Annotated in this window: 25 protein-coding genes; 4 read left to right on the forward strand and 21 right to left on the reverse strand. The window is 47.6% G+C overall.

The features are described 5' to 3' along the window. The first annotated feature begins 20 nt into the window (after nucleotides 1-20). Genes proC through NSQ68_RS14610 form a run of 4 tightly spaced genes read left to right on the forward strand, consistent with a single transcriptional unit; the run spans nucleotide 21 to nucleotide 3,426 of the window. Nucleotides 21-887, forward strand: a complete 867-nt coding sequence (gene proC, locus NSQ68_RS14595; RefSeq protein ID WP_023989119.1) for a pyrroline-5-carboxylate reductase — start codon at nucleotides 21-23, stop codon at nucleotides 885-887. Continuing rightward, nucleotides 884-2,095, forward strand: a complete 1,212-nt coding sequence (locus NSQ68_RS14600; protein ID WP_342426364.1) for a 2,3-diketo-5-methylthiopentyl-1-phosphate enolase — start codon at nucleotides 884-886, stop codon at nucleotides 2,093-2,095. The genes proC and NSQ68_RS14600 overlap by 4 nt, the downstream gene beginning before the upstream one ends. Beyond that, on the forward strand, nucleotides 2,092-2,769 hold the full coding sequence (locus NSQ68_RS14605; RefSeq protein ID WP_342426365.1) for a 2-hydroxy-3-keto-5-methylthiopentenyl-1-phosphate phosphatase: 678 nt from the start codon (nucleotides 2,092-2,094) through the stop codon (nucleotides 2,767-2,769). The genes NSQ68_RS14600 and NSQ68_RS14605 overlap by 4 nt, the downstream gene beginning before the upstream one ends. Beyond that, nucleotides 2,770-3,426: a methylthioribulose 1-phosphate dehydratase gene (locus NSQ68_RS14610; protein WP_342426366.1), complete on the forward strand. Its 657-nt coding sequence runs from the start codon at nucleotides 2,770-2,772 to the stop codon at nucleotides 3,424-3,426. Between the two features lie 186 nt (nucleotides 3,427-3,612). Here the strand turns inward: NSQ68_RS14610 and NSQ68_RS14615 are convergent, their stop codons facing one another. From NSQ68_RS14615 to NSQ68_RS14715, 21 genes are all read right to left on the reverse strand, one after another. Next, nucleotides 3,613-4,224: a flavin reductase family protein gene (locus NSQ68_RS14615; RefSeq protein ID WP_342426367.1), complete on the reverse strand. Its 612-nt coding sequence runs from the start codon at nucleotides 4,222-4,224 to the stop codon at nucleotides 3,613-3,615. Nucleotides 4,225-4,389: 165 nt separating this feature from the next. Then, nucleotides 4,390-5,172 carry a hypothetical protein gene (locus NSQ68_RS14620; RefSeq protein WP_342426368.1) on the reverse strand — a complete coding sequence of 261 codons (783 nt, stop codon included), beginning with the start codon at nucleotides 5,170-5,172 and terminating at the stop codon, nucleotides 4,390-4,392. Nucleotide 5,173: 1 nt separating this feature from the next. Further along, complete coding sequence (locus tag NSQ68_RS14625; RefSeq protein WP_342426369.1) at nucleotides 5,174-6,439, reverse strand: multi-tm2 domain protein; 1,266 nt, start codon at nucleotides 6,437-6,439, stop codon at nucleotides 5,174-5,176. A gap of 93 nt (nucleotides 6,440-6,532) precedes the next feature. Next, on the reverse strand, nucleotides 6,533-7,003 hold the full coding sequence (locus NSQ68_RS14630) for a hypothetical protein (protein ID WP_307346032.1): 471 nt from the start codon (nucleotides 7,001-7,003) through the stop codon (nucleotides 6,533-6,535). Then, nucleotides 7,000-7,632 carry an RNA polymerase sigma factor gene (locus NSQ68_RS14635; protein WP_342426370.1) on the reverse strand — a complete coding sequence of 211 codons (633 nt, stop codon included), beginning with the start codon at nucleotides 7,630-7,632 and terminating at the stop codon, nucleotides 7,000-7,002. Before NSQ68_RS14635 ends, NSQ68_RS14630 begins: the two co-directional genes overlap by 4 nt. 56 nt (nucleotides 7,633-7,688) lie before the next feature. After that, nucleotides 7,689-8,417, reverse strand: coding sequence for a DnaD domain-containing protein (locus NSQ68_RS14640; protein WP_342426371.1), 729 nt, complete (start codon nucleotides 8,415-8,417; stop codon nucleotides 7,689-7,691). 3 nt (nucleotides 8,418-8,420) lie between these two features. Next, on the reverse strand, nucleotides 8,421-9,716 hold the full coding sequence (gene asnS, locus NSQ68_RS14645) for an asparagine--tRNA ligase (protein WP_013310674.1): 1,296 nt from the start codon (nucleotides 9,714-9,716) through the stop codon (nucleotides 8,421-8,423). A 132-nt stretch (nucleotides 9,717-9,848) separates the two neighbouring features. Beyond that, nucleotides 9,849-11,045, reverse strand: a complete 1,197-nt coding sequence (locus NSQ68_RS14650) for an acetate kinase (RefSeq protein ID WP_039271124.1) — start codon at nucleotides 11,043-11,045, stop codon at nucleotides 9,849-9,851. Beyond that, complete coding sequence (locus NSQ68_RS14655; protein ID WP_039271123.1) at nucleotides 11,042-11,914, reverse strand: 3-hydroxyacyl-CoA dehydrogenase NAD-binding domain-containing protein; 873 nt, start codon at nucleotides 11,912-11,914, stop codon at nucleotides 11,042-11,044. Before NSQ68_RS14655 ends, NSQ68_RS14650 begins: the two co-directional genes overlap by 4 nt. 136 nt (nucleotides 11,915-12,050) lie before the next feature. Continuing rightward, complete coding sequence (locus NSQ68_RS14660) at nucleotides 12,051-13,553, reverse strand: AAA family ATPase (RefSeq protein ID WP_307346044.1); 1,503 nt, start codon at nucleotides 13,551-13,553, stop codon at nucleotides 12,051-12,053. Further along, complete coding sequence (locus NSQ68_RS14665) at nucleotides 13,546-14,079, reverse strand: hypothetical protein (protein WP_342426372.1); 534 nt, start codon at nucleotides 14,077-14,079, stop codon at nucleotides 13,546-13,548. The genes NSQ68_RS14660 and NSQ68_RS14665 overlap by 8 nt, the downstream gene beginning before the upstream one ends. 464 nt (nucleotides 14,080-14,543) lie before the next feature. After that, a complete protein-coding gene (locus tag NSQ68_RS14670) occupies nucleotides 14,544-15,068 on the reverse strand; it encodes a DUF5590 domain-containing protein (protein ID WP_307346046.1) in 525 nt (174 codons plus the stop codon). A gap of 37 nt (nucleotides 15,069-15,105) precedes the next feature. Next, complete coding sequence (locus NSQ68_RS14675) at nucleotides 15,106-16,407, reverse strand: amidohydrolase (RefSeq protein ID WP_342426373.1); 1,302 nt, start codon at nucleotides 16,405-16,407, stop codon at nucleotides 15,106-15,108. Next, the gene (locus tag NSQ68_RS14680) at nucleotides 16,394-17,047 is read right to left on the reverse strand and encodes a redox-sensing transcriptional repressor Rex (protein ID WP_342426374.1); all 654 of its coding nucleotides are present in this window, start codon (nucleotides 17,045-17,047) and stop codon (nucleotides 16,394-16,396) included. Before NSQ68_RS14680 ends, NSQ68_RS14675 begins: the two co-directional genes overlap by 14 nt. Before the next feature lie 43 nt (nucleotides 17,048-17,090). Continuing rightward, nucleotides 17,091-19,958, reverse strand: a complete 2,868-nt coding sequence (gene dinG, locus NSQ68_RS14685; protein ID WP_342426375.1) for an ATP-dependent DNA helicase DinG — start codon at nucleotides 19,956-19,958, stop codon at nucleotides 17,091-17,093. A 157-nt stretch (nucleotides 19,959-20,115) separates the two neighbouring features. Further along, a complete protein-coding gene (locus NSQ68_RS14690; RefSeq protein ID WP_342426376.1) occupies nucleotides 20,116-20,748 on the reverse strand; it encodes a tetratricopeptide repeat protein in 633 nt (210 codons plus the stop codon). A gap of 82 nt (nucleotides 20,749-20,830) precedes the next feature. Then, complete coding sequence (panD, locus tag NSQ68_RS14695; protein WP_013371641.1) at nucleotides 20,831-21,214, reverse strand: aspartate 1-decarboxylase; 384 nt, start codon at nucleotides 21,212-21,214, stop codon at nucleotides 20,831-20,833. Then, nucleotides 21,207-22,145, reverse strand: coding sequence for a pantoate--beta-alanine ligase (gene panC, locus NSQ68_RS14700; RefSeq protein WP_342426377.1), 939 nt, complete (start codon nucleotides 22,143-22,145; stop codon nucleotides 21,207-21,209). The genes panD and panC overlap by 8 nt, the downstream gene beginning before the upstream one ends. After that, on the reverse strand, nucleotides 22,142-23,041 hold the full coding sequence (gene panB / locus NSQ68_RS14705; protein WP_342426378.1) for a 3-methyl-2-oxobutanoate hydroxymethyltransferase: 900 nt from the start codon (nucleotides 23,039-23,041) through the stop codon (nucleotides 22,142-22,144). Before panB ends, panC begins: the two co-directional genes overlap by 4 nt. Nucleotides 23,042-23,386: 345 nt before the next feature. Then, nucleotides 23,387-24,361, reverse strand: coding sequence for a biotin--[acetyl-CoA-carboxylase] ligase (locus NSQ68_RS14710; RefSeq protein ID WP_342426379.1), 975 nt, complete (start codon nucleotides 24,359-24,361; stop codon nucleotides 23,387-23,389). Then, on the reverse strand, nucleotides 24,354-25,676 hold the full coding sequence (locus tag NSQ68_RS14715) for a CCA tRNA nucleotidyltransferase (RefSeq protein ID WP_342426380.1): 1,323 nt from the start codon (nucleotides 25,674-25,676) through the stop codon (nucleotides 24,354-24,356). The genes NSQ68_RS14710 and NSQ68_RS14715 overlap by 8 nt, the downstream gene beginning before the upstream one ends. Nucleotides 25,677-25,688 lie beyond the last annotated feature (12 nt).

Consider the following 25,688-nt stretch of genomic DNA (forward strand, 5'->3'; position numbering starts at 1 on the left):
TCCTTGGAGGTTATGAATCTATGTGTGAATCACAAACAAAGGTTTTAATTAATGAGCAAATTACATTTTTCGGGGCAGGATCAATGGCAGAGGCTATTATTCGCGGAATGACGGCTCGTTCTGTCGTCAAACGTAGTGGTATTACCGTCATCAACCGCAGTAATCAGGCTCGCCTTGAGGAACTTCAAAAGCAATATGGAGTCTTGTTCCAAACCGAGGATGCCGCCAAAACCGAGCTTCTGCGTCGTTCTCCGGTCATTGTGCTTGCTATGAAGCCCAAGGATGCTGCACAAGCACTTGGACAGCTCGGCCCACTTCTGTCTGATGAGCAACTGATCATTTCGGTCATCGCCGGATTGTCCATTCGTACGATGCAAACGTTGCTGGGCCGCAAGCAGCCGATTGCACGGACGATGCCCAATACATCCAGCTCAATTGGATTGGGAGCCACAGGCATTAGCTTTTCCAAGGAGATCAGCGAAAACCAGCGTAAAAACGTGCTTACGATGTTCGAATCTGTAGGTACGGTGACGGTTATAGAGGAAGAGAAGATGGATGTTTTGACCGGGATATCTGGAAGCGGCCCTGCCTATGTCTACTATCTGATGGAAGCCATGATTGCCGGGGGAATTCGTGGTGGCTTGACCCCTGAGCAAGCGCACGAACTAACGGTGCAAACCGCGCTTGGAGCGGCACGCATGGTACAGCAAACCGGAGAGGAGCCTTCTGCCCTTCGTCACAAAATCATGTCTCCTAATGGCTCTACAGTAGCTGCATTGGAAATGCTGGACAAAGGTGACTTCTACGAAACGGTGATTGCGGCGGTGCAGCGGTGCGCTGAACGATCCCGCGAGATGGGAGCTGTACTCAAGGAGGGAATTGAATGAGCTATTGCTTGGCGACCTACCGGATATACGATGACAAAGCCGATTTTAACCAAAAGGCCCAATCAATTGCCATCGGCATGACGGTGGGCAGCTGGACTGAGCTCCCGCAAGCCAAACGGGACGCAATGCAAAAGCATCTTGGCTCGGTTCATTCTGTGGATATTCACGATGGTGGCCCCGGTGAACGGTACGCCGACCTGACGATTGCTTACCCGGATGTCAACTTCAGCCGGGATATTCCCGCACTGCTGGTCACAGTCTTCGGCAAAATTTCGATGGACGGCCGAATTAAGCTAACGAAGCTGGGTTTCTCAGAAGCCTTTCTCTCGGCTTTTCCGGGACCGAAATTCGGTATCAGCGGCTTGCGCGAGCAGCTCGGCGTTCATGATCGCCCTCTGCTCATGAGCATTTTCAAATCTGTGATTGGCCTCAATTTGGACGAACTTCGTGAACAGTTTACCCGGCAGGCTCTCGGTGGCGTTGATCTGATCAAGGATGACGAGATCTTGTTTGAAAACGCGCTGACACCGATTGAAAAACGTGTCGAAGCCTGCATCAAAGCCGCCGAATCGGCTGAGCGTGAAACCGGTAAAAAGCTGCTGTATGCCGCTAATTTAACGGGGCCGACCTCGCAGCTTAAGACGCAAGCTCTCAAGGCCATCGACGCGGGTGCCAACGCGTTACTGTTTAACGTGTTGGCCTACGGTTACGATGTGCTGCATGAACTTAGCAGCGATCCCGCCGTCTCGGTGCCAATTGCTGCCCATCCTTCGTTGGCGGGAGCTGCTTATCCATCGCCGCATTATGGTATTTCGGCGTCCGTCCTGCTCGGTCAGCTTATGCGCCTGGCTGGCGCTGACCTCGTCCTCTTCCCTTCTCCCTACGGCTCAGTAACGATGCCGCGTGAGGAAAACATGGCGATCCGCGATGAACTGATCACCCCTGATCTACCGCTGAAGGCCAGTATGCCTGTCCCTTCCGCAGGGATTCACCCGGGCCTCGTGCCGTTAATTGTACGTGACTTTGGTACTGACGTTGTTGTCAATGCCGGGGGTGGGATTCACGGTCATCCGCTGGGTACAGAAGCTGGTGGGCGCGCCTTTGTGCAGGCGATTGAAGCGGTACAGCAGAATGTCCCGCTAGCAGAATACGCCCGTACTCACCCCGAGCTGCAATCTGCGCTCGACACATGGGGAGGCGAACGATGAGCACAGTAAAGAAGCCCGTCATTTTTTGCGATTTTGACGGGACAATTACGAACAGCGACAACATTGTCGCCATTATGAAGCATTTTCACCCTGCAGGCTGTGAGCCCATCATGCATCAGATCGTAAATGGGCAGACATCCATTCGTGAAGGCGTAGGTGCGATGTTCGCCTTGATGCCTTCGGAGCAAAAGGACGAAATTATCTCATATGTACTTGGACAAGCTGGTATACGCGAGGGCTTTGCACGTTTTTTGGACTATGTACGAGAGCAGCAGATTGAATTTTTCGTCACCAGCGGCGGTATTGATTTTTTTATTGATCCATTGCTAAAACCCTTCGATATTCCACACGATCACATCTATTGCAACGGAGCGGATTTTTCCGGGGATCGCATCCAGATTACGTGGCCGCATCCATGTGAGGAGCCGTGTACAAATGACTGCGGCATGTGTAAAACGACTGTGATTCGTCAATACCCTCCCGAACAATACGAACGGGTTTTGATCGGCGACAGCCTGACCGATTTTGAAGGAGCTAAAATTGCCGATCTTGTGTACTCCCGTTCGCATCTGACTTTAAAGTGTCAAGAACTTGGCGTACCACATGTACCCTTTGAAACATTTGATGACATTATCGAGGATTTAAAGCAAAAACAGGAGCAAGGGGTGCTGTAAATGAGTTTTAACTTGGCAGACATTTCATTGGAAGAAAAACGCCGCGCACTGGAAGAACTCGCTGATGTCAAAGAACTATTCGCATCTCGCAACTGGTTCCCAGGCACGAGCGGCAATTTGTCGATCCGAATCGGTGACTTTCATCCCGAACAATTTTATTTTGCAGTCACCGCCAGCGGCAAAGATAAAACCAAGCGCACTCCAGAAGATTTTCTGTTCGTAGACCAGCACGGAAAAGCGGCAGAAGCGACAAACCTCAAGCCAAGCGCAGAGACGCTTATCCATTGCGAAATTTACCGCCTGACAGGCTGTGGAGCCGTTTTTCATGTGCATACCGTGTTTAACAATCTGATTTCCGAATATTACGGTGAGCAAGGCGCTGTACCTATCCAAGGTATTGAGCTGATCAAGGCTTTTAACATTTGGGAAGAAAATGCTGCGATTGATATTCCTGTGCTGCCTAATTACGCGGATATTACCTCGATTGCCAGGCTGGTGCCTGGTGTACTGAATGATCAGGTGCCTGGAATTTTATTGCGTAACCACGGCATTTATGCGTGGGGCCGTGATGTATTTGAGGCTAAAAAGCATTTGGAGGCGTTTGAATTTTTGTTTGAAACGACGTATCGCTCCCTGCTGCTGAAAACTTTGAAGTAAATAAACTCATAAATCTCAAAGATGTGTATCATTATTTGTAAAAGTGGTTATTGAATATCGAGAACGGAGCCTGAGCGAAAAGCACGGTACGTTCTCTTTTTTTATAATAAGGGTATTAATAATAGGAAATGTGATGAATTAGAATCCTTCTGATGTAATTTTAGGGATGCTGTAAAAAAACGCCCCCTATTGGGGACGCTCCAGCGTGAATTGCTCTCCTAGCTTCGCATAATTGTTCCCAGCCAACCGACTTACTGGACGCAACTCCTTAGCAATCACATACGTATTTTGGTACGCTTCCTCGGATAAATGATACTGCACTACGCGTCCGATTAACAGATCACAAGCAGGTGTGTCCTCCTTGCCTCCCAGCGGTATCACCTGTTCCAGAATACATTCCATGCGTATTTTCGCTTCTGTCACACCGGGAACTGCAATTTTTGTACTTTTGACCGGGGTAAGGCCTGCCAGTGTAACCTCACTCTCCTGCGGCGACAGACGGGAAGCCGTCACATTCACCGCTCCCACATTGTCCTCGTCTGTGATATGTACGACAAAAGCTTTATGCTCCATCGCATTACGTGCTGTATCTTTGGATACTCCATCGACACGTTGTACGGATACAGACAGCAGTGGCGGCTCGGAGGCGACGATGGAAAAATAACTGAACGGCGCACCATTCAGTACCCCTTCGCTGCTCAAAGTGGTTACAAAGGCTACCGGCCTTGGGATAATACTTCCGGTCAACAGCTTATAATTTTCACGCCCTGTAAGCGTATCAGGATTCAACGAAATCATTTTTCTCCCTCATTTCCGATCACAATCGCTATTCGACTGCACACCATCATGTTTCGCCTAATAAGCAAATGCACCATTAGTTAGCGACATGGATGACATCTCAGGCTTCCTTTTCAAGTATCGCGTGAATGATACGAAATGTAAAGTTGGAGCCGGAAAATCTCCCTATTTTTCAATTATATTTCCTCGGCTATCGCGCACAGTAACCGTAATTCCCTCAGGCACAGCAATCGTAATATCAAGCTGCTGCTGAGCCTGCATGAACCGTGTCGGAATTTGACCCAGTAATACATACAAGGTATCGCCGATTTGCTTGGTCTGATATAAATCTTGCACCTTTATTTCGTCCTCTTTGCCTGTGTATACATAACTTCCGAACACATGCACTTCCGGTGAGGTGGTTGCGTCAATTTTGACTGCATAAGGATCTTCTCCCTGTACAATCACTTTGTTCACTTCGGCAGGCAGTTTTTCATGCCAGTCTGGGAGAACCCTTGTTTCCTGAACCGAACTCATTATTTCTCTGACTTGCGGAGTGATCCCCAATGAACTGACCAATGCAAATCCGATACAGCAAAAAACCAATACCGCCGTAATAAACATACTGAATAAATCATAACGAATGCGCTCACGCGTTCCTTTCCAAGCAGTATACATTAAAATTTCCAGTCCCAGCAAAACAAAAACGACAGGCCACCAGGTCAACGCCTGGTCCAGTATGCCCGCTCCCCAAAACTTGGAGGCAAACGTTATGCCCCCCAGCAGGACGAGGAAAAGTCCCATTGACAGCCTTCCGACTTTCCACACCCCTGCCGGAGCGTTTGACGCTTTAGAGGAATTATTTTTGTTAGATGATGTACCCAATATACCTGTGGAGCCTCCTCCATCGCTCTGAGGATGATGGGCTCCCTTAAAGGGAGCCTCACTCTTTGAAAATTCAGTATCCATTCTATTGCTTCTCCTTTACTCGTTTAGATTTGGAATTCCCGATCATCATCCAAATACCACCGCCGATCAACAATAAGGATACGATAATCGTTCGTAGATACATGTCAACCAAATTATAAATCTCTCCATTCGGAAACAGACGATCCAGAGTAGGAACTAGTACGTTGATTAAGATGTAATAGGCTCCTAGCAATAGCAACCCCAAGCCTACCCAGCGGTGATATTGTGCAAACATACCGATCACAGGCTTGTCGATCAGCGGCTCCCGTCCATAACGGCTTATTTGCTGCAACGCATCAAAAAAGCTGTAAAACCAAACCACCGGAATCAGGAACAAAAAGAGCGAAAGATGCAGCACGTCCAGTACATAGATCCCTCCTAAAAACAGAAGCATAAGCTGGAGTCCACGCTTTTGCAAACCGATATACATATGTCCGGCACCGGGAAATACCGATAAAATGGTAGCCAGCATTTTACTCCGCCGTCCCTCGACTCTTCCATACTCCAGTTCCTCAAACAACGTCCGGTCCTGAAGCATTTCTCCCGCTTGTTTGCGATGTACATGCTGCACCGCATCAAACATGCAATACAGCCAAATGATCGGCAACACGCCCGCAAACGCCAAAAATCCGGATTCGTTTGTAATGCTGGTAATAAAAACGAGGATCGCTCCAAAGCCAAAGAAAGATAGCAGAAAAGACAAACCACGCTGCATCAGCCCTAAGTGAAGGTGTCCCAATCCAGGAATAAACGACAGCAAAATCGTAAAAAAACGTTCATTATCCGATCCTTTTTGAAAAGCAGGTGATCCTGCCATACCATAGTGTCCTTGTTGATAATGGTTATAGCCTGGGCCATACCCCATTCCTGCTCCTGATGCATCCGTATCTGCGTGTGTTGCCTCCTCCGGTACCTCTCCTGTTAAACCAGCCTGTCCATAAGGTCCACTTTGCGAGTAAAAACCATATGGATTTGGTCCTGCATGAGGGGGATATGGAACAGCAACTGCACGAGGATCATAACGCAACAAGCTAATAATGATATGCAGCATACTTAACCCCCAAAAAAGAGTGGCAACAAACATACTGGCCAGTAAAGGTAATTCGTCTCTTGATACCACTGCAAAAAATAATCCACCCGCCAGACATCCGAAAAACAAAATGGTATATACAAACGCATTGGCTTTTCTGGTCCAGTAATAGTGTCCTACACCCGGAATGATGTTCAATAGAAATGCCAAGAGCTTGCTTCGTTCCGTATAAGGCATCGCTACACTTCCTTTCTATTTATGGGATTTTGATAAAGTTCCCATTTGAAGGTTGTTGTTTTTGAGTTTTCGTCTCACCCTTTATCCGAAGATTTAGGGCTTTAATTTATCGAGCCAGGTTGTCGTAGCTTGCATGACTTCTTCACTGTAAGAGACGCGTTCTTTTGGAGGAATCGGCTTTCCGTCTGTTTGCGGCATCATTTTGTCAAAGGCTCCACTGGACAACAAGATCAACGTTAGGCTTGCTGCGACAACATAGTGAAACGCAGGTTTTTCAAACCAGCGGCGTTTTTTGAACATAACTTGACTCGGTTCAGCTTCTAGCTCGGGAAGAACGGCCATTACCTGATCTGTGAAGCGATCCGTATCCATCCAGGCAGAATAATCTTTCATAGTTGACTCCAGTTGCTCCAGAGCGACAAGATATAACATCAGCGCCTGTTCGTCTTCCAACAGGAGCCTTTCCAGCCGGGCAGATTCCTCTATCGTGCAAGTTCCTGCAATGTAAGCATGCCAGTCATTCGATTTCCCTTCAATCCAGGGTTTATCCTGTTGGTCAGTCATTGCCATTCCTCCTCCTTCCAGTGGTTTCGAATCCATAGTCGCGCCCGGTAGAGCCTCGACTCTACCGTTTTTAAAGCTACCTGCGTCTCTTCTGCAATTTGGTCGTAGGTTTTGCCCTGCATATAGTAGGCTTGAATAATATCCCGATGTTGCTGGGGCAACTGAGCGATTTTTTGCGATAGTTCTTCAATTTGCTCCTCGCGGATGAGACGAGCCAGCACATCCTCATCCCGGGAAGGGAGCTGTACAAGGGATTGTGCGACGTCTATTAGCTCTGCGGGGCGTCTGTCCTGTTTGCGCTTAATATCCAGCGCTTTGTGGAGCGCAATTCGGCTCAGCCACGTTTTAAATCCTTCGTTCCGGTACTGGGGGAGAGACTTGTACACCTGAACGAACGCCTCCTGCGCGGCATCTTCGGCTTCCTTGCTGTCATGCAGTACCGAATAGGCCACATGAAATACATGCTTGCTGTACAGCTCTACGATCTCACGGAACGCCTGCCGGTCACCGGACCGTATTCGTTCAATGATTCTCTCTATATCAATGACGCTCTCCCCCTTCCCAATACTATAGACGCCAAGAAATTTCCTTCCCCTGCATATTTCGAAAAAAATATTTAAAAAGGACACACCCTCCTGACGGAATGGTGTGTCCTCTATCATTAAAGCCTAATTAGACCGATACATTAATTGCGTCCGCCACCACGGAATCGCTGGGCGTATTCTTTGGCATCCTGTGCATTACGGACACGGTTTCGGTTCCACTCCAGCAAAATACGGTCTATATACCGGAAATGCACCTTCCCTGCAAATACCGCTTCTTTCAAAGCCAGCAAAATAAGCTCCTCGGGATACCGATCCTGATCCACCCAGCTGGTGATCGTCTCGTATTCCATCGGTGATAATGGTCGCCCGAATTCTTTCTCAAAAATCGTAAACAAATTCCGTTCTTCTGTAAGCGGGGATTCTGATATTCCATTCAGTAAATCCGGCTTTCCGGCAAACAAAATGTCATCTTCATCGTGCTGCTCGTTACGCTCGGCGATCATACACTCTGCCAACTTACGATACAGCCCCGTCAAATTGTAACGTTCGAATTGTACGGATGAGCTGCGGTCTTCTACGGAATCGATTCTCAAAAATCCTTCTTTCATGAGCTTACTGAAATAGAGTGCGATTTCATTCGCAGTGCATCCGATACGGGCCTGCAATTGTTCCCATGTCGGAAATTCATTACGTTCCGCTTGTTTAAAGGCAAGCAACTGCATCAGTAGCAGCATTTCGCCATCTGCCAGCCGAAGTGTTCGATAATGCTTAAGCAGGGCGTAGGGAATCTGGACCATTCCGGCTTCCATTGCAAAGGCTACTCCCTCCGCCCATTCTGCCGCTGATGTCTTGTCGAATGATCCGGTCATCGGTTACGGATACAAACGATACAGCATACGTGGGAACGGAATCGTTTCACGTACATGATCGAGTCCACAAATCCATGCTACTGTACGCTCCAGGCCCAGTCCAAAGCCGGAATGCGGAACGGTACCATAGGTGCGCAGATCCATATACCATTGGTAGGCTTCACGAGCCAAGTTATGCTCGTTAAAACGTTCTTCCATCAGTGCTGGATCATCAATCCGTTGGGAACCCCCGATAATTTCGCCATAGCCTTCAGGAGCGATCATATCGGCACACAGAACAACCTCTGGACGGGTCGGGTCTGGTTTCATATAGAATGCCTTAATGTGTGTCGGCCAATGTGTAATGAACACAGGCTTGTTATATCTTTCGGCAATCGCCGTTTCATGAGGAGCACCAAAGTCTTCCCCCCATGGGATATCGAAACCTTCACCTTGAAGGAAGGCAATCGCCTCATCATACGTAATACGTGGGAATTCGCCTTGAATTTGCTCCAGCTTCGAAACATCGCGTCCGATGGTTTCAAGCTCCTTCGCACAATTTTTCAGAACAGATTGCACGATATGACTTACAAACTGCTCCTGTACGCGCAAAGACTCTTCATGATCCACAAAAGCCATCTCAGGCTCGATCATCCAGAACTCAATTAAGTGACGACGTGTTTTGGACTTTTCCGCACGGAAGGTTGGACCAAAGGAATATACTTTGCCCAGCGCCATTGCCGCGGCCTCCATATACAACTGTCCGCTTTGTGTCAAATACGCATCTTCATCAAAATATTTAATGTGGAACAACTCGGTTGTGCCTTCTGCAGAGGAAGGAGTCAAAATAGGTGGGTCCACCTTCGTAAAGCCGTTGCCGTTAAAGAATTCCTGTACAGCACGGATAATTTCCGCCCGTACGATCAGAACAGCACGTTGCTTGGCGGAACGCAGCCACAAGTGACGATGATCCATCAGGAAATCTACACCGTGCTCTTTGGGTGTAATCGGGTAGTTTTCGGTCAAATGAATAATCTCAATGCCTGTAACCGTTAATTCAAAGCCCGATTGGCTACGCGGTTCTTCACGCACCACTCCAGTAACGTAAAGGGAGCTCTCTTGAGTCAAGGATTTGGCGTCATTCCAAATATCCTCGGACACTTCGCTTTTCACGATAACCCCTTGAATATACCCGCTACCATCGCGCAGTTGCAGGAACTGAATTTTACCACTAGATCGTTTATTGTTTACCCAAGCGCCGATTGTAACCGTTTCCCCTACATGGCGGCCCACTTGGGCAATCGTACTTTTATTCGTCATGACCGTCTCTCTCCTCTTAACCGAAAATCAAACAGCCCTTCCCCCTGGGTCAGGCTGTTTGCTCTCGCTGTTTGGTGCATGTGGAACTCAAACAATAGTCCACATGCATAAAGTTTACACTTTCGAACCGAACTACTGAACCAGACGGAACGTGTCGCGGGCGATAACCAGTTCTTCGTTCGTTGGAATGATCAGTACTTCTACCTTTGAATTTGCAGTTGTAATCCGGCGAGGCTCGCCAGAACGAATAGCATTCAACGATTCATCCAGCTCGACACCGAGGAATGTCAATTGCTCCAACACTCTCTTACGCAGAACGATGGAGTTCTCGCCTACACCTGCTGTAAATGCAATTACGTCTACCCCGTTCATTGCGGCAGCATACGATCCAATGTATTTGCGCAGACGGTATTCATACATTTCAAATGCCAATGTAGAATTAGCTTCGCCTTTTTCCATACCTTCTGTGATTTCACGCATGTCACTGCTGATACCGGAGATAGCTAAAAGTCCACTATGCTTGTTCAGCATGGAATTGACTTCATTGACAGTCAATTCTTCTTTATTCATGACATAAGGTACGATTGCTGGGTCCAAATCACCACTACGAGTACCCATCATAAGGCCTTCCAGTGGAGTCATCCCCATGGAAGTATCAACAGACAAACCGCCTTGAACTGCTGTTACACTACCACCATTACCGATATGACAAGTGATAATCTTCAGGTCTTCCAAAGGACGACCAAGGAATTTGGCTGCTTCCTTACTCACAAAGTCATGAGAAGTACCGTGGGCACCGTAACGACGAACCTTGTACTTATTGTACAACACTCTTGGAATGGCGTACATATAAGCTTTTTCAGGCATGGTTTGATGGAACGAGGTATCGAATACTACAACCTGCGGTACATCTGGCATATTCAATTCAGCCGCTTTAATCCCCATCATGGAAGCAGGGTTATGCAGTGGCGCCAGGTCAAACAAGCGACGGATTTCACTCTTCGCTTCAGGAGTTACAACTGCTGACTGTTTGAAGATTTCGCCTCCATGAACCACACGGTGGCCCACAGCCTGAATTTCGCTAGTACTGGAGATTACACCATGTTCAGCATCTGTGAGTGCGTTCAGCACTTTACGGATGGCTGTAGTATGTTCCAGAATTTCGCTAACTTCGGTGTATTCTTCTTTATTGGTTGGCTTATGAGTCAGAATGGAGGAATCCATACCGATGCGCTCTACCAATCCCTTTGCCAAAACGGACTCGTCCGTCATATCATACAATTGGTATTTCAGGGAAGAACTCCCTGCATTGATTACGAGAATTTTCATATCCGGTCACCATCCTTGTCGTACTTAAAGAAGCCTTCGCCCGATTTCACGCCCAGATTACCTGCACGCACCATTTTCTTCAGTACGATGGACGGACGATATTTCAATTCACCAAATTCACGGAACATACGCTCCAGAGCAGCCAAAACGGAATCCAGACCAAAGCGGTCAGCCATTTCCAAAGGACCGTTTTGGAAGTTATAGCCGATTCGCATAGCGTCATCGATATCATCAGCGGAAGCCACGCCTTCTTGAAGTACATGGGCCGCTTCGTTAATCAGCAGACAGATAATCCGGCTTGTTACGAATCCAGGAGATTCATAAATCATGACTCCTTTTTTCTCCACTATTTCTTCCACGAACATCTTAGTGTTTTCAAAGGTATCATCCGAAGTTTTCAAACCACGAATAATTTCTACGAGATCAATACGGGATACTGGATAAATAAAGTGCATACCAATAACACGCTCTGGATACTTGGTCGAGCTGGCAAGCTCGGTCAGGCTCAGCGTGGATGTATTACTTGCAAGAATAATATTGCTTGGACACACATGGTCCAGCTCTTGGAACACTGCTTTCTTCTCGTCCAGATTCTCTGTAATAGTCTCAATGACCATATCACAGCTGCCGAGCTCCGCTAAATGGGATACTTTTTGAATGCGGGATAAGATCAATTTTTTCTCAGCTTGAGTAATTGCCCATTTTTCCAGTTGTTTGTCCAGACTCGTTTCAATCATATTGTAGGCGTAGTCTAGTTTCTCTGGTGTCTGCTCTACCAGCAGCACATCGATTCCTTTGGACGCGAGCATTTCAGAAATCCCCTGTCCCATGGTGCCGCCGCCGATGACGCCGATTTTTTTAAATTGCATGATTCTTAACTCCACCCTTTCCTGGTCACTCTCATATATTGTATCCTTCTTTGTCGAAAAATACATGTTTATGTCCCAATAGATAATAATATCTTAGCACGGACTAAAAGTAAAAAAAAATAACCAGCATAAAAAATTATGCTGGTAATAAAGCATTTTCACTAAATTGACATCTAAATTGGTCTCCAGACAAAGTTTCTTCCTTCATCAGGATGTCAAGTGAGTTGTCGAACACAGGACGATGCTTTTCCAGCAGCTCCAAAGTTCGGGTATGCAGGTCAGCCATAATCTCGCCATTTTCCCGCATGAGTTCTTCTTTCGTTACCATTTCCATGTTAATAATGCCAAGTGAAGTCAAACCGGAAGTCATCATCGTATGGACGATGTTCAGCGCCTGCTCAAAATCATTACTAGAGCCGGTACTTCGACCGCCATAGTACATTTCTTCTGCCGTAGCCCCTGCGAGCGAGATCATAATCTGCTCCTCCAGGTACTGCTTGGTGTATAAATAATGCTCTTGCTGTGGATTGTGGCGCACATACCCAAGCGCTTTCCCACGTGGGCTAAGTGCTACCTGGCTTACGCTACCAGGACGAACAATTTCGGCCATAATAGCATGTCCCAGTTCATGGATCGCTACACGTTTTTTCTCTTCCAAGGTCGATTCTCGATCTGTCTTTTCACCCATCATCACTTTGTCAATTGCCATCGACAGATGTTTCTGCGCAATCATTTTCTGATCCTGTCTCATCGCATAGATTGCCGCTTCATTCATTACGCTCTCCAGCTGTGCGCCAGAAAACCCGTAAGATTCCTCAGCAATTTTATCCAGATTCGCATCTTCCTGAATCGGTTTGTTTTTGGCATGAATTTTAAGAATGTGAAGACGGCCCTTCTTATCAGGCAAATCCACTTGAATATGACGGTCAAAACGCCCTGGACGCGTTAAGGCGCTGTCCAGCATTTCTTTACGGTTTGTTGCCGCAATGATCAAAATCCGCGGTGTATCTACCGAATAAATACCATCCATTTCTGTCAGCAACTGATTCAGAGTCTGATCATATTCTCGTTGCTGTCCACCCTCACGTTTACCACCAATTACGTCGATTTCATCAATAAAAATAATTGCATTTTCCTTCTTTTCCTTGGCTGCACGAGTACGTGCCTCCCGGAACAACTCACGCACACGACCTGCTCCAACACCAACGTACATTTCAACAAATTCACTACCTGAGGCTGCAACAAAAACAGAATTAGTATAGTGTGCCGCTGCCTTAGCCATCAGTGTTTTTCCTGTTCCCGGAGGACCTGTGAGCAAAACGCCTTTTAATGGACGGATACCAAACTTGGAGATTTCATCATGTCGATTCAAAAAATCCAAGGCCTCACGCAGCTCCTGCTTAGCGCTTTCTTGCCCACCGATTTCCTCAAAAGTCAGCTTGTCCGGACCACTTTTTTTACGTTTACGTTCTTGCCCAGCACCTACGGCCAAGCCCCCACGAGCATGCATGAGCATTAACAAGCCGCTGAACATCACACCAGCAACTAGAAGAGGGATAATATTTACCCCAATAAAAACGAGAAATATAATGGTTACCGGCACAATGCCGATTAATATTTCCTTGATCCATCTAGGCATTAGGCCATACCCCCATTTGCTGAGATTGACGTGGCAAAACGATAAACTTGGTCGCTTTACCTTCGCTGAGTCGGATATAGACATTATTCGAATCCATGTCGGTATCAGCTTTGATACCCGTCTTTTTCTTTTTCATATGCTCAACTGTAGATGAAATTTGAGTATACTTTCTATTTTCCATCGCTTCGGCTACAGGAAACATAGCCTCAGACCACCATTGATTCAGTGCTGAATTGGAACGGTCTGCAATATTGAGCTTAATGGTGCGGCTGCCAATGATGGATTGTCCTTTTTGCTTAACTACATCAACCAATCCGGCCACATCCGCCTGCGGTTTGAGATCTAGTTTCAATACAACCTGATCCTGTTTAATATCTATTTGAGCGCTTGTCACGCCTGGATATTGAGAAACCAGTTTTTCCAGAGGACTTTGCATTGTAACCTGACGGTAAATGAACCATCCCCCAAATAGCAGCAAAGCTGCCAAAACTGCCGCCACAACGATAGGAACTGCACGCAATTTCAAACAACATCCTCCTCTCAAAATGTAAAACTCAGAAGAAACGGGACGAATGTCAACAAACAACCAAATTGCATGATCTTACAGTGATCAGCAATTCTTTTTTCTATCATTTTTGTCTATCACTTATAAAATATAGTATATCATAACGTATATCTAAAATCGAAGGCAATGTGTGGAGGAGTTGGGGTTGGGCAAAATCATTGGTTATGGGTGAGAGGGTGAGACGCTGCGTGTAGGATTTGATCTTACGATCGCTGCTGCCCGCCATAAAGATGAATTTGCCTTAGGAGAGAAGTTTGGTAGGTCAAAGATGCTTCGCTGGCTTTCAGCCCCAGCTTTGCGGCATAGTAATACTAAAAGACGTAAATACGAATTATATCGTATTTACGTCTTTCCTTGAGATTGCAATTATTTACGAGTCATTTATTTTATAAGACATTTTCTAAATCTGCTAATCCTCAACCAGCTCAGTTATTGGGCAAAGTGTACTTTACACCCGTCGCTCCCCCATCTGAAAAACGGTAAAAGGTATAGTAATGATGGCTTCCATCATCGTAAAACAGCTGCCACACATATTCGCCATTGAACACACTCGGCTGGAGGCTTACAATTTTTACACCTGGAAGCTGCTGCTGAATTAGCGCCGTCATTTTCTGCTCGTCGACTCCGTTCTTCAGCAGCTCGGTATGAACACCGCTATTATCTGCGACAGGTACGTTAGGTTGCCCCTCCACTTTTTGAAAAGGAACCCATACCATTATATTTTCATTCTGTGCATTTTTCCCTTGAACCACCCAATATACCTGATCCCACACAGACTTCCATGTTTGAGTCGTGCTAACCAGACCACCTGATTGCTTGGCCTTAATGATAGCGGCATTTTTCTCAGCCACCTGGTCTTGAGTAACATAGGAATAATACCAGAAAATGCTGACCAGGATCAGTATCACGGCCAAAATGGCGACCGCTATCCATTTTTTCTTATTTTTCAAACCCGTGCTTCCTCTCTAAGGGGATGTGACACCTGAATTAGCGCGACAGCAGCCCTTCAAAGGCGGCTTGTGCCTCATGTTTGATACGTTCCTCGTCCATAGTCAGGCATTCGCCGTTTTTCACAACCTGACGACCGTCTACCCACACATGAGCCACGTCCTTGGCGCTTGCAGAGTATACCGCATGGGAAATAAGATCTGTTCGCGGCAAGAAATGTGCCTGATTCAGATCCAGCGCGATAAAGTCAGCCTTGTTGCCTGCTGCCAACGCTCCTACTTCTTTTAAACCAATCGACTTTGCACCGTATTCTGTTGCCAGACGCAGCGCTTCACTTGCAGGAACTGCCGTAGGGTCACCGGATACACCCTTATGAATAAGTGCTGCCAGACGCATTTCCTCGAACATATCCAGGTTATTGTTGCTGGCAGGACCATCCGTTCCGAGAGAAACAGTAACCCCTGCACGCAGCAATTCAGGCACTCTTGCCACACCACTTGCCAGCTTCAAGTTGCTACCAGGATTGTGTGAAACTGCTACACCACGTTCTGCCAGTAGAGCTATTTCTTCGTCGTTCAAATGAACGCCATGGGCAACAAGCGAAGGCCGGGAGAAAAAGCCAAGCTTATCCAAGTGTGCAACCGGACGCAAACCGTAGTCGCGTACGTTTTGCTCCACTTCGGCGATCGTCTCAGACATGTGCGTATGCAGTGGCAAGTCCAGATCATGCGCAGCTTGTACGAATTTTTCAATAAACGCAGGTGGACATGTGTATGGCGCGTGCGGAGACATCATCGTTGTAATACGCCCATCTGCTTTACCGTGCCAGTTACGTGCAAAAGTCACGGCCTCAGCCAGCTTGATTCGCTGTTCTTCCTCTGAACATAGTCCAATTGCTCCACGCATCAGACTTGCACGAATACCTGACTCTTCAGCTACACGAGCCACCTCATCCATATGATCGTACATATCGAGGAAGGTTGTTGTTCCACCTTTCAGCATTTCCAGCACAGACAAGGACGTGCCCCAGTACACGTCTGTGGATGTAAACTTGGCTTCCATAGGCCACATTTTTTCCTGAAGCCATACTTGAAGTGCCAAATCATCTCCATGCCCACGCAGCAGAGACATCGCCGCATGACCATGAGTATTGATCAGACCAGGTAAAAACAAAAGCCCTTTACCGTCGATCGCTTCCGTCTCTTCCTCACCCGCAGGCATGGTTTCGCCAATATAAGTAATACGACTATCCTCCACAATCATAAAACCATGGACTACCCCTGCTTCTGATCCATTTACGGCAAAAGATCCGTTTTTAATCATCCATTTATTCACTGTCATATTGTGTTTCTTCCTTTCCGTCCTCCAAATAATAAGCGAGGCTAAGCAAATCAGTTGTAAAGTCTGTGGCATGAATCCGAATGTTGGCTGGTGCCTTGAGAGTAGTCGGTGCAAAGTTCAGGATCGCTCCAATTCCGCTATCAATAAGCCTATCAGCCACGTGCTGTGCTTCAAAATCAGGTACGGTAATAATACCGATTCGAATGTTTTTTTCTTTCACAGTCGCTTCCAGTTCATCCATCGGTTGCACGACCAATGTATTGATCTTGGTTCCTACCTTATCCGGAAACGCATCAAATACCGCTACAATCTTCATATTGTCTTTTAAATAAGCGTTATAATTCGAAAGGGCTTGCCCCAGATTACCCGCTCCGACCAAGACTACATTAATTTGCTGGTCGATTTTCAGGATATGGCGTATTTTCTCAATGAGATAAGAAACATCATAACCGATACCCTTCCGACCAAAATCTCCAAAATAGGCAAGATCTTTACGGATTTGGGCCGGGTTCAAATCGAGCCTCTGTCCCAACTCTTGAGAAGAGACCGTAGCCACCTCCCGTTTGTGCAATGCATTCAGATAACGTAAATATACGGGTAACCTCCGTACGACAGCCTCTGAAATTTTATCTGATTTCATACTTGCTCCCCCTAATTGTAACGAACATACTTATGTCCGTCCGTTATGCCTCTGTCTCCGGGGCGGATTGGAGCCATTCGGCGATGCGGGGCACCATTTGCTCCGATGGCATATGCTCCATTTTTGGTCCCGGTAACGAGTACAAAAAGTGCTTTCCGTAATAGGATTCAATCACACGCGTATCATAAACGATAACGACCCCGTGGTCGTTCGCTGTACGCACTAACCGCCCAAATCCCTGTTTGAAGCGAATGACCGCTTGTGGTACAGACAGCTTCATAAATGGATTCTTCTTCTGCTGCTGAAGCAGCTCGCTTTTTGCCTCCAGCAACGGGTGATTCGGCGGTTGAAACGGCAAGCGAACAATGGCTAGACAAGTCAGAGCCTTCCCCGGAATATCGACGCCTTCCCAGAAGCTGCTAGTTCCCAGCAATACAGAAGCTTTCGCTTCCTGAAAACGGCGGGTTAGCTTGCTGCGACTCCCACTGTCCACGCCTTGTCCCAACACAGTAATTTCGCTGGATGCTAAGGCCTCTTTGAGCGGCTCATACACTTGCCGGAGCATCCGATAGGAAGTAAACAGAACGAGCATTCTCCCCCGCGTCGCCTGAGCAGTCGCTCCTAGAGAGCTAACGAGCATATCTACAAAATGTGCATCTCCTACACTGCCCTTCACACTTGGGAAATCCCGTGGAATAACCAGCAACACCTGATCCCTGTAATTAAAGGGTGACGGGAGCTGCGAAGTCATCAGCCGCTCTTGATTTGCGGCCTCCTGCAAGCCGAGCTGATCGATCATGTACTGAAACGACTTATCTACCGATAAGGTAGCAGACGTCAGAATAATGCTTCTTTTTTTGTCAAAAAACATTTCTTTCAACTGGCGGCTCACATCGACGGGCACCGCATAAAATTGCAATGATTTACTACGGAATTGCCCGCTCGCCTCGAGCCAGTATACGGTTGTTTCATCATCGAGTCGGATAAAAAAGCGCAAATTTTCTCGAATCCCCGCCAAATCCTTGAGCAGACCCGTGATATCAGTAATAAGGCTATCCGCCGCATAATCGTCATGTTCTTCCTTTACGTCCAGCATCAGCTTGTCGCCCTTGCGCAAAATTTCACTCATCGTTACATATAGCTGATTTTCCAAAGCCCCCGCCTGATCCCACTTTGCAGGCTTGGCTGAAGGTTTGAGACGGGAAGAAAACTGTCCTGTTTCACCCGGTGTCGCATCGCTTCGCTCCGGCAACATGCCAAACAGCTTGTCGCTTAGCAGGTCCCAAGTTTCCTTCACCTCTAACACGAGCGGATACATCTGATCGATGGTTGAGGCCCAATCCGTCGACTTCTCGTGCCCCGATTTCGCCAACTGTTGACGAAGTGAAGGCAGTTGTCCATTCTTGCTGTCTTTGAACAGTCGCGTCAGTGTATGCACGAGTGTGAAATATTTCATATGCATACCTAGGTGCTTACCAGCTACTTCCTCCAGGTGATGGGCTTCATCTATCACCAGATGTTCATAGCTCGGCAACAACTGATGACTGGCTTTGACGTCTGTGAACAACTTAGAGTGATTCGTAATAACGACATCCGCTATTCCTGCTTCATGGCGTGCACGATGATAATAGCATTTGCGGAACCATGGGCAAGAACGACCAAGACAGGACTCTGAATCACTCGCCACCGTTTCCCAGAAATCCCCTCCACGGTTGCTCAGATTCAGTTCTTCATCATCACCGGTTTCTGTTAGCGTCAACCAGACGATCATCTGAGCCGCTGTAATTAAATCTTCCTTCGGTGTCGCGAAGTCTCTTCTGTTTATTTTATGTTCAAACTTACGCAGACACAAATAATGTCCCCGACCCTTGAAAATAGCAGCCCGGAACGGAAACGGAATCACCTTGGTCAGCATTGGAATGTCGCGCTCACGTAATTGCTCCTGCAGGTTGATCGTATGTGTACTTACCATAACGCGCTGTCCCTTTTTCACACTGTGATACAGCGATGGGAGCAAATAACCGAGTGACTTCCCTGTTCCTGTACCTGCTTCAATCAGCAGATGCTTGTCTTCACTCAGTGCCTGATTCACACCCTCAATCATCTGTATCTGCGCCTCGCGCTCCTCATATTGACTCAAGGATGAACGCAAATTGTCCCGCACATCATCCATGTACTCCTCAAAGGAAACACCTGACAGTGGATTCGGGTCATCTTCTCTACGCGGAGCAGCTAACTCCGTCCAATCTTCCACTTTTAGCGCAAGCTGACGAAAAAACTGATGTCCCTCCAAATCCTGAATAGGATCAAGCTCTTTCCCTTCACGCACCCCATCAAGAAACCATCCAAGGTCACTGTCTTCCTCTGCAAACAAATCACTAAGCCGCTGTATCGTTATCAGAGGTAATGCTTGAAGCTCACCCAGACACTTTAAAAACACCTCAGCCGTAGCCAATGCGTCACTGTCTGCTTGGTGATGGCGATCATGTACCAGCCCGAACTCAGAAGACACAAAACCCAACTGATACGAAGATAGCGATGGAAACATAATTTTCAGAAAATCCATTGTATCCAAGATTCTTCCGCTAAATGGCAAGTATCCGCACCGATCCAGAGCGTTTTGCAAAAAATTAAAATCAAACGCCACATTATGACCGACCAGTACAACATCGTCCAGCATAGGCACGAGCTCCATCATCATTTCTTCAAGTGCAGGAGCATCCTTCACGTCATCGTCTGTAATTCCGGTCAATCCAGTGATAAAAGGTGGAATAGATCTGCCAGGGTTCACATAAGAACCGTAAACACGGGAAATGCTGTTATCATGATCTATAATTGCAAGTCCGACTTGAATGATGTCATCCGCGGACTGGGTGCCTGTCGTTTCAAAATCCAATACCGCAAATTTCATTCGGGCTTAATCCTTTCTTATGACACTTACAAAAATAATAACTCCGTATATTAGCATAGCAGAAGATCGCGTGTTTGGAAATTAAGACAGCCAAAAAAGACGATGCATACGCCGCCTCAGGAGGTGGGCATGCATCGTCTTACTCGGTGTCTGACAACTACATCCAGGTCATCATGGAGCTGTCGTATCGAAGCTTTTCGGTACCGGACAAACAGGCTTCCATATTGTGCAGCGGCTCGGGTAACGCAGGATCGAACTGATGTGCGAGAGCAAAACATTTTTGCGCCTCCTCTACGTCAGCCTGCTTTGCCAACAGACAGCCTAGCGCATTATAGATGACCGCTTTTAGTCCTGCCTGCTCAGTCATGTCCAGCACCTTCTGAAAATGGTATACAGCCCCTGCTGGATCATCTAGTTGAAAATAAGCCATTCCCATATACATGCGGCTCTGCCAACTGTTCGGAAAATGCTGTAGTACCTGCTCAAATTGCTGGATCGCCTCAGGGTACATGAGTAATCGATAATACCCTTGCCCCCGATTAAAAGCTGACAGCTCTTTTTCAGGCAGCTCCGTGTCAGACATATCGGTCTCCGCAGAAAACCCGGCCGCACGCAGGCATACCATTTTTTCCTCAAAGGCCAGCCACTCATCCATAATTCCGTCACTCATTCTCCGCAGCAGACTCCAGTGCTGTAGCAGCTCCTGCCTGCGGGAGCCCTGGGCTGATGGGTAATGCTTCACGATATCATCTAACATGCTGTTCATTTCTGCGAATACATGCTGGAACATGTGCATCCCGCCCTTATGAAAGATGGATTAATACACTCACATTTTTCGCTTAAAAGACGGGTTTCATCCGCACTCCCATTCATTACATGATCGTCGCGTGTACTTCTTTGTTCATCGTTTGGGCTGGTTTATTATGTTCATCAACAAATACCACTGTTGGTTTGTATGTTTTGGCCTCTTCATTTGACATGGAAGCATAGGAAATAATAATGACTGTATCACCAGGCTGCACCAAACGGGCTGCGGCACCGTTGAGACAGATCACTCCGCTCCCACGCGGTCCGGGGATAACATAGGTTTCCAGTCGAGCTCCATTGTTATTGTTTACAATTTGAACCTTTTCATTCTCCAACAGATCCGATGTCTCCATGAGATCTTCATCAATAGTGATACTCCCCACATAGTTCAGGTTAGCTTCCGTAACCGTAGCGCGGTGAATTTTGGATTTCATCATGGTTCTAAACATGGGAAAGCACCTCCGCCTTCTGTATTCTTATATTGTCAATCAGTCGGGTACTGCCAAATTTCACAGCCAGCGCTACGATGACTTCCTCCTGAACATCACATAGCCGCTGCTCGGGAAGAAGGGGCTCCAGACCGGGAAAAGTTAATATTTCAATGTAATCAATGTCTGCTAAAGGAGAGGAAGTAATGGTGGACTCCACCAATTGATGTAGCTGACGAATCGTAATTGTGTTTGTTACTATATCTTCGCTCACTTCTTGCACCTTACGCAGTGACTGAGACAGCACTAACGCCTGCTCGCGCTGTTCTGCACTTAAATACACATTACGGGAGCTGAGGGCCAAACCATCCGCCTCTCTGACGATGGGACAAGGTACGATAGTCACGTTCATATTGAGATCAGTCACCATCTGCTGGAGCACAGCAACCTGCTGCGCGTCCTTCATTCCAAAGAAAGCCAAATCAGGACCTATCATGTTAAAAAGCTTGGCTACCACCGTAGTCACACCATCAAAATGGCCGGGACGGGAAGCACCGCACAAACGATCTGTCAAAGCGGATACTCGAATTTTGGTTTGGGTTGGTTGTGGATACATTTCTGCTACAGTTGGCAAAAATACAATATCCACGCCTTCGCGCCGCGCTACCTCCAAATCACGAGCTTCATCGCGAGGATAGCTGTCTAAATCTTCATTTGGTCCAAATTGAATTGGATTTACGAAAATACTAAGCACCACCGTATCTGCCATTTCACGCGCCTTGTGCATCAAGCTCGCATGTCCTTCATGCAGGTATCCCATCGTTGGTACAAAGCCGACTTTATGTTGCTGTAAAGAGGCAGAACTGTGTACAGTTTTTGCTCCGTTTGTCCCAAGCTGCCGACGTTCAGCAATAATTTTACGCAGCTGAGCCACTTCTCTTACGATGATCATGACTGAGATTCCACCTTTTCCTTAGCTTGTTCCTGTGTCTGTCCTTTTGCCTTACCGTACAGGGATTCCACAACGCGGTCATCCGCGCTGAACACATGCTCCGCGGCTGGAAATGCCCGCCCTTTCACATCACTCACATATTGCTCAATGCTGCTACGGATCAAGCCGCCTACATCGGCATAGGTTTTAACAAAGCGTTTGCTGAAATAAGGCGATGCGTACTGAATCAGATCGTGATAAACGAGTACTTGACCGTCACATCCACGTCCAGCACCAATCCCAATGGTTGGTATGGAAAGTTCTTTAGAAATCGCTGTTGCCACTTCCTCAGTTACCAGTTCCAGTACAATGCCAAAAGCACCCGCCTGCTCCAGCGCCTTGGCGTCCGCCATCAACCGACGTGCGTCCGCTTCATCCTTGCCTTGAATGCGATAGCCACCAATTTGATTAACCGACTGCGGAGTAAGCCCGATATGTCCCAGTACAGGCACACCTGCCTGAACCGTTGCTTTTACGACATCAGCAATTTCAGCTCCGCCCTCCAATTTAACAGCATGCACATGTCCTTCCTGCATCAAACGGCGGATGCCCTGAAGACTTTCTGATACGCTGCTGTGATATGTCATAAAAGGCATGTCCGCTACGATAAATGTATGTTCCGCGCCTCTTGCGACTGCCCGGGAATGGTACACGATATCATCCAAGGTTACAGGGATGGTTGAATCGTAACCAAGAACTACGTTACCCAGCGAGTCACCTACGAGAATCATGTCAATGCCCGCCTCCTCAGCTATTTTAGCCGATGGATAATCATAGGCGGTCAGCATACTGAGCGGAATGCCCTCTTGCTTCATTTTCTTCATTTTTACAATATTCAGTGCTTGTTTTCCTGCCATTGGGAATGGCTCCCTTCCATCTTTTTTTGGCACAAAAAATAACCTTTTATGAACGCCTGTACATCTGCGTCATCAAAAGGTCCGAACAGCCAAAAAAGACACTCATTTTGAGATCGTCCCTTCTGTCTCGGTCCTGTTCGGCTCAGAGCAGAATCCAACGTAACCTTCAAATGAAGTTATGATGGTCTTACAAACTTGCTAAAGTAGAGCATGTGCCCCTGGAGTGCAGCTCGGACCGTCCGATGCCGCCTCCTGCACAGTATAACAAAAAACATCAGCTTTTTCACGTGAAGTTTTGCACAGGGAACAGAACGATCTCGGTCGTTTTCATAGCTAGGGTCGCTTCTACAACTGTATATCCCCGGAAATGACCTGAATTCGCTCTCCCTGATCCGTTTCTACCACGAGTGCCCCGGAAGGGTCCAAGCCAACAGCTGTACCTTCTACAGTTATCCCTTGTCCCGTATGTGCCCGTACACTACGGTTCATAGTCACGGACAAAGCCTCCCACAGCATAGCTATAGGTTGGAATCCCTGCTCGGCATACAACTTACTTAGCTGTTCCAGCTCTTCCAGCACTGAGGCAATCAGCACAGTACGGTCAATTTCACGCCCTGCTTCTATTTTCAATGACGTTCCCACCTGTGATAACTCTTCCGGGTAATCTTCCTTATTCAAATTCACGTCAATGCCGATCCCTGCAATACAGTAGCGAACCCGTTGATCCTCTGTTGCAGATTCCAACAGAATACCGGATACTTTGCGACCATGAATCAACAGATCGTTTGGCCATTTGATACCTGCCTCTACACCCGTCAGCCGACGAATGGCTCTACACACTGCTACACCTGTAAGTAGTGTTAGCTGGGGGGTAAAAGCCAAGGGCTGGGTAGGACGCAACACAATGCTCATCCAGACTCCTTTGCCACGAGGTGAATACCACTTTCGTCCCAAACGTCCCCGACCTGCCGTTTGTTCCTCTGCAAGCACTACTGTCCCCTCTGGCGCGCCCTCTTCTGCCAAACGCATGGCATCCTGCTGAGTGGATACCGTCGAATCCAGTACAACGATACGCTGGCCAAACGAGTGGGTATTTAACATATCGGCCAATTTGGAGACTTCTAGCCGATCCGGTCGGGATATCAACCGATAGCCCCGACGCGAGGAGGCATCAATGTTGTAGCCGAACTCACGCAGTTTGTTGATCTGCTTCCATACTGCTGTTCGGCTAACCGAGAGGCGGCGGCTGATTTCCTCCCCTGATACGTAATCGGATGTACCTTCCTCCAGTATGCCTAACAATCTTTCATGATTATTCACTACTCATCACCCGTTTCGCTTCCTGAAGCAATGTTTCTGTTTCATTCGGAATATCTCCGCAGGCAACAGCTTGTAAAAGCTGCTCCATCATCTGACCCAGCCAAGGTCCGCCTGATCGATTCATCGCCTGAACCAGTTCAGTGCCTGTAATATTTAAATCTTTGATACGAACGACTACAGCCTGCTTTGTCCACGAGCTTGCCAGTTCGGCTGTTTTCGCCACATGCTTTTCTACCCATGGAGGTAATCCGCGGAATGAAGTAGGCAGTGTCTTGTAAAGTTCAAGCCAGTCTGAAGCTGTATCCTTTCCAAGCCTAATTAGCAGTCGAATCCAGCTACGACGCAGCGCCTCAACGTTGATAATGTCAGACTCCCCCGGAACGGAATCGCCAGCTATGGCATCAGCACTGTAGATTAATTCGGTCTCCCATTCCAGCAGATGAACCAGCCGAAGTCGTATCGCGTTGGAAAAGGTCCAAGCTCTTAGTAGCTCGTCCGCTGCCTCTGAGGTAAGTCTACAAGACATTAAGAGCAGGCCCCACCGCAGTTCTTCTTGCAGTTGAACGATCCCCTTGAGCGCCCGTGCTTCACATTGCTCCCAGGGAACCGGAGCCTTCGTACAGCCGAGTAGTCCGCTACGTCCTAGCATCTCTAATCCGCGCAATGGGTCTGGCCCCGCTAGCATCTTTTCCAACTCGACCCGCACGCGTTCCATGGCTATGTAACGAAGTCCCTCTCTGCGTCGAATCATGCCTTTCCAAGTGTTGAAAGCAATACGGAACCGAAATATAGAGGCAAAACGGATGCAACGAAGCATCCGCAACCCGTCCTCCTCAAAACGTTCCTCGGCTCGGCCTACACAACGAACGAGAGCAGCTCGCAAATCGGCTTCTCCCCCAAACGGGTCCACCCGCTCCCCGTGTTCTGCCATCGCAATCGCATTCATAGTAAAATCCCGTCGCATCAGATCCTCACGGATATCCTTCACGAAGGCAACTTCCGTTGGACGGCGATGATCGGCATAACCGCTTTCTGTACGAAAAGTGGTCACCTCGAACGCATGGCCACCCTGCATGACCGTAACCGTCCCATGCTGAATTCCTGTCGGAATGACGTGAGGGAATAGCGCTATGACCTGTTCAGGCTCAGCTGAAGTAGTCAAATCCATATCATGAATGGCTCTTCCTAATAGCTCATCCCGCACACAGCCGCCAACCCAGTAAGCTTCGTGGCCTGCTGCTGTTAGTGTATGTATGACCTCTCTGCCATGAAGTGCCATCTCTTGGTCAGCGCATTGCCAAGTATTTGTATTCATAGGGTTTCCCCC

The organism is Paenibacillus sp. FSL L8-0158 (assembly GCF_038592965.1).
In the GTDB taxonomy this organism is placed as follows: Bacteria; Bacillota; Bacilli; order Paenibacillales; family Paenibacillaceae; genus Paenibacillus; species Paenibacillus polymyxa_D.

Bases quoted from the DNA above. Each gene is read 5' to 3' on its own strand.
- proC (WP_023989119.1), top strand. From the start codon at position 21: ATGTGTGAATCACAAACAAAGGTTTTAATTAATGAGCAAATTACATTT.
- NSQ68_RS14600 (WP_342426364.1), top strand. From the start codon at position 884: ATGAGCTATTGCTTGGCGACCTACCGGATATACGATGACAAAGCCGAT.
- NSQ68_RS14605 (WP_342426365.1), top strand. From the start codon at position 2,092: ATGAGCACAGTAAAGAAGCCCGTCATTTTTTGCGATTTTGACGGGACA.
- NSQ68_RS14610 (WP_342426366.1), top strand. From the start codon at position 2,770: ATGAGTTTTAACTTGGCAGACATTTCATTGGAAGAAAAACGCCGCGCA.
- NSQ68_RS14615 (WP_342426367.1), bottom strand. From the start codon at position 4,224: ATGATTTCGTTGAATCCTGATACGCTTACAGGGCGTGAAAATTATAAG.
- NSQ68_RS14620 (WP_342426368.1), bottom strand. From the start codon at position 5,172: ATGGATACTGAATTTTCAAAGAGTGAGGCTCCCTTTAAGGGAGCCCAT.
- NSQ68_RS14625 (WP_342426369.1), bottom strand. From the start codon at position 6,439: ATGCCTTATACGGAACGAAGCAAGCTCTTGGCATTTCTATTGAACATC.
- NSQ68_RS14630 (WP_307346032.1), bottom strand. From the start codon at position 7,003: ATGACTGACCAACAGGATAAACCCTGGATTGAAGGGAAATCGAATGAC.
- NSQ68_RS14640 (WP_342426371.1), bottom strand. From the start codon at position 8,417: ATGACCGGATCATTCGACAAGACATCAGCGGCAGAATGGGCGGAGGGA.
- asnS (WP_013310674.1), bottom strand. From the start codon at position 9,716: ATGACGAATAAAAGTACGATTGCCCAAGTGGGCCGCCATGTAGGGGAA.
- NSQ68_RS14650 (WP_039271124.1), bottom strand. From the start codon at position 11,045: ATGAAAATTCTCGTAATCAATGCAGGGAGTTCTTCCCTGAAATACCAA.
- NSQ68_RS14655 (WP_039271123.1), bottom strand. From the start codon at position 11,914: ATGCAATTTAAAAAAATCGGCGTCATCGGCGGCGGCACCATGGGACAG.
- NSQ68_RS14660 (WP_307346044.1), bottom strand. From the start codon at position 13,553: ATGCCTAGATGGATCAAGGAAATATTAATCGGCATTGTGCCGGTAACC.
- NSQ68_RS14675 (WP_342426373.1), bottom strand. From the start codon at position 16,407: ATGACAGTGAATAAATGGATGATTAAAAACGGATCTTTTGCCGTAAAT.
- NSQ68_RS14680 (WP_342426374.1), bottom strand. From the start codon at position 17,047: ATGAAATCAGATAAAATTTCAGAGGCTGTCGTACGGAGGTTACCCGTA.
- dinG (WP_342426375.1), bottom strand. From the start codon at position 19,958: ATGAAATTTGCGGTATTGGATTTTGAAACGACAGGCACCCAGTCCGCG.
- NSQ68_RS14690 (WP_342426376.1), bottom strand. From the start codon at position 20,748: ATGTTCCAGCATGTATTCGCAGAAATGAACAGCATGTTAGATGATATC.
- panD (WP_013371641.1), bottom strand. From the start codon at position 21,214: ATGTTTAGAACCATGATGAAATCCAAAATTCACCGCGCTACGGTTACG.
- panC (WP_342426377.1), bottom strand. From the start codon at position 22,145: ATGATCATCGTAAGAGAAGTGGCTCAGCTGCGTAAAATTATTGCTGAA.
- panB (WP_342426378.1), bottom strand. From the start codon at position 23,041: ATGGCAGGAAAACAAGCACTGAATATTGTAAAAATGAAGAAAATGAAG.
- NSQ68_RS14715 (WP_342426380.1), bottom strand. From the start codon at position 25,676: ATGAATACAAATACTTGGCAATGCGCTGACCAAGAGATGGCACTTCAT.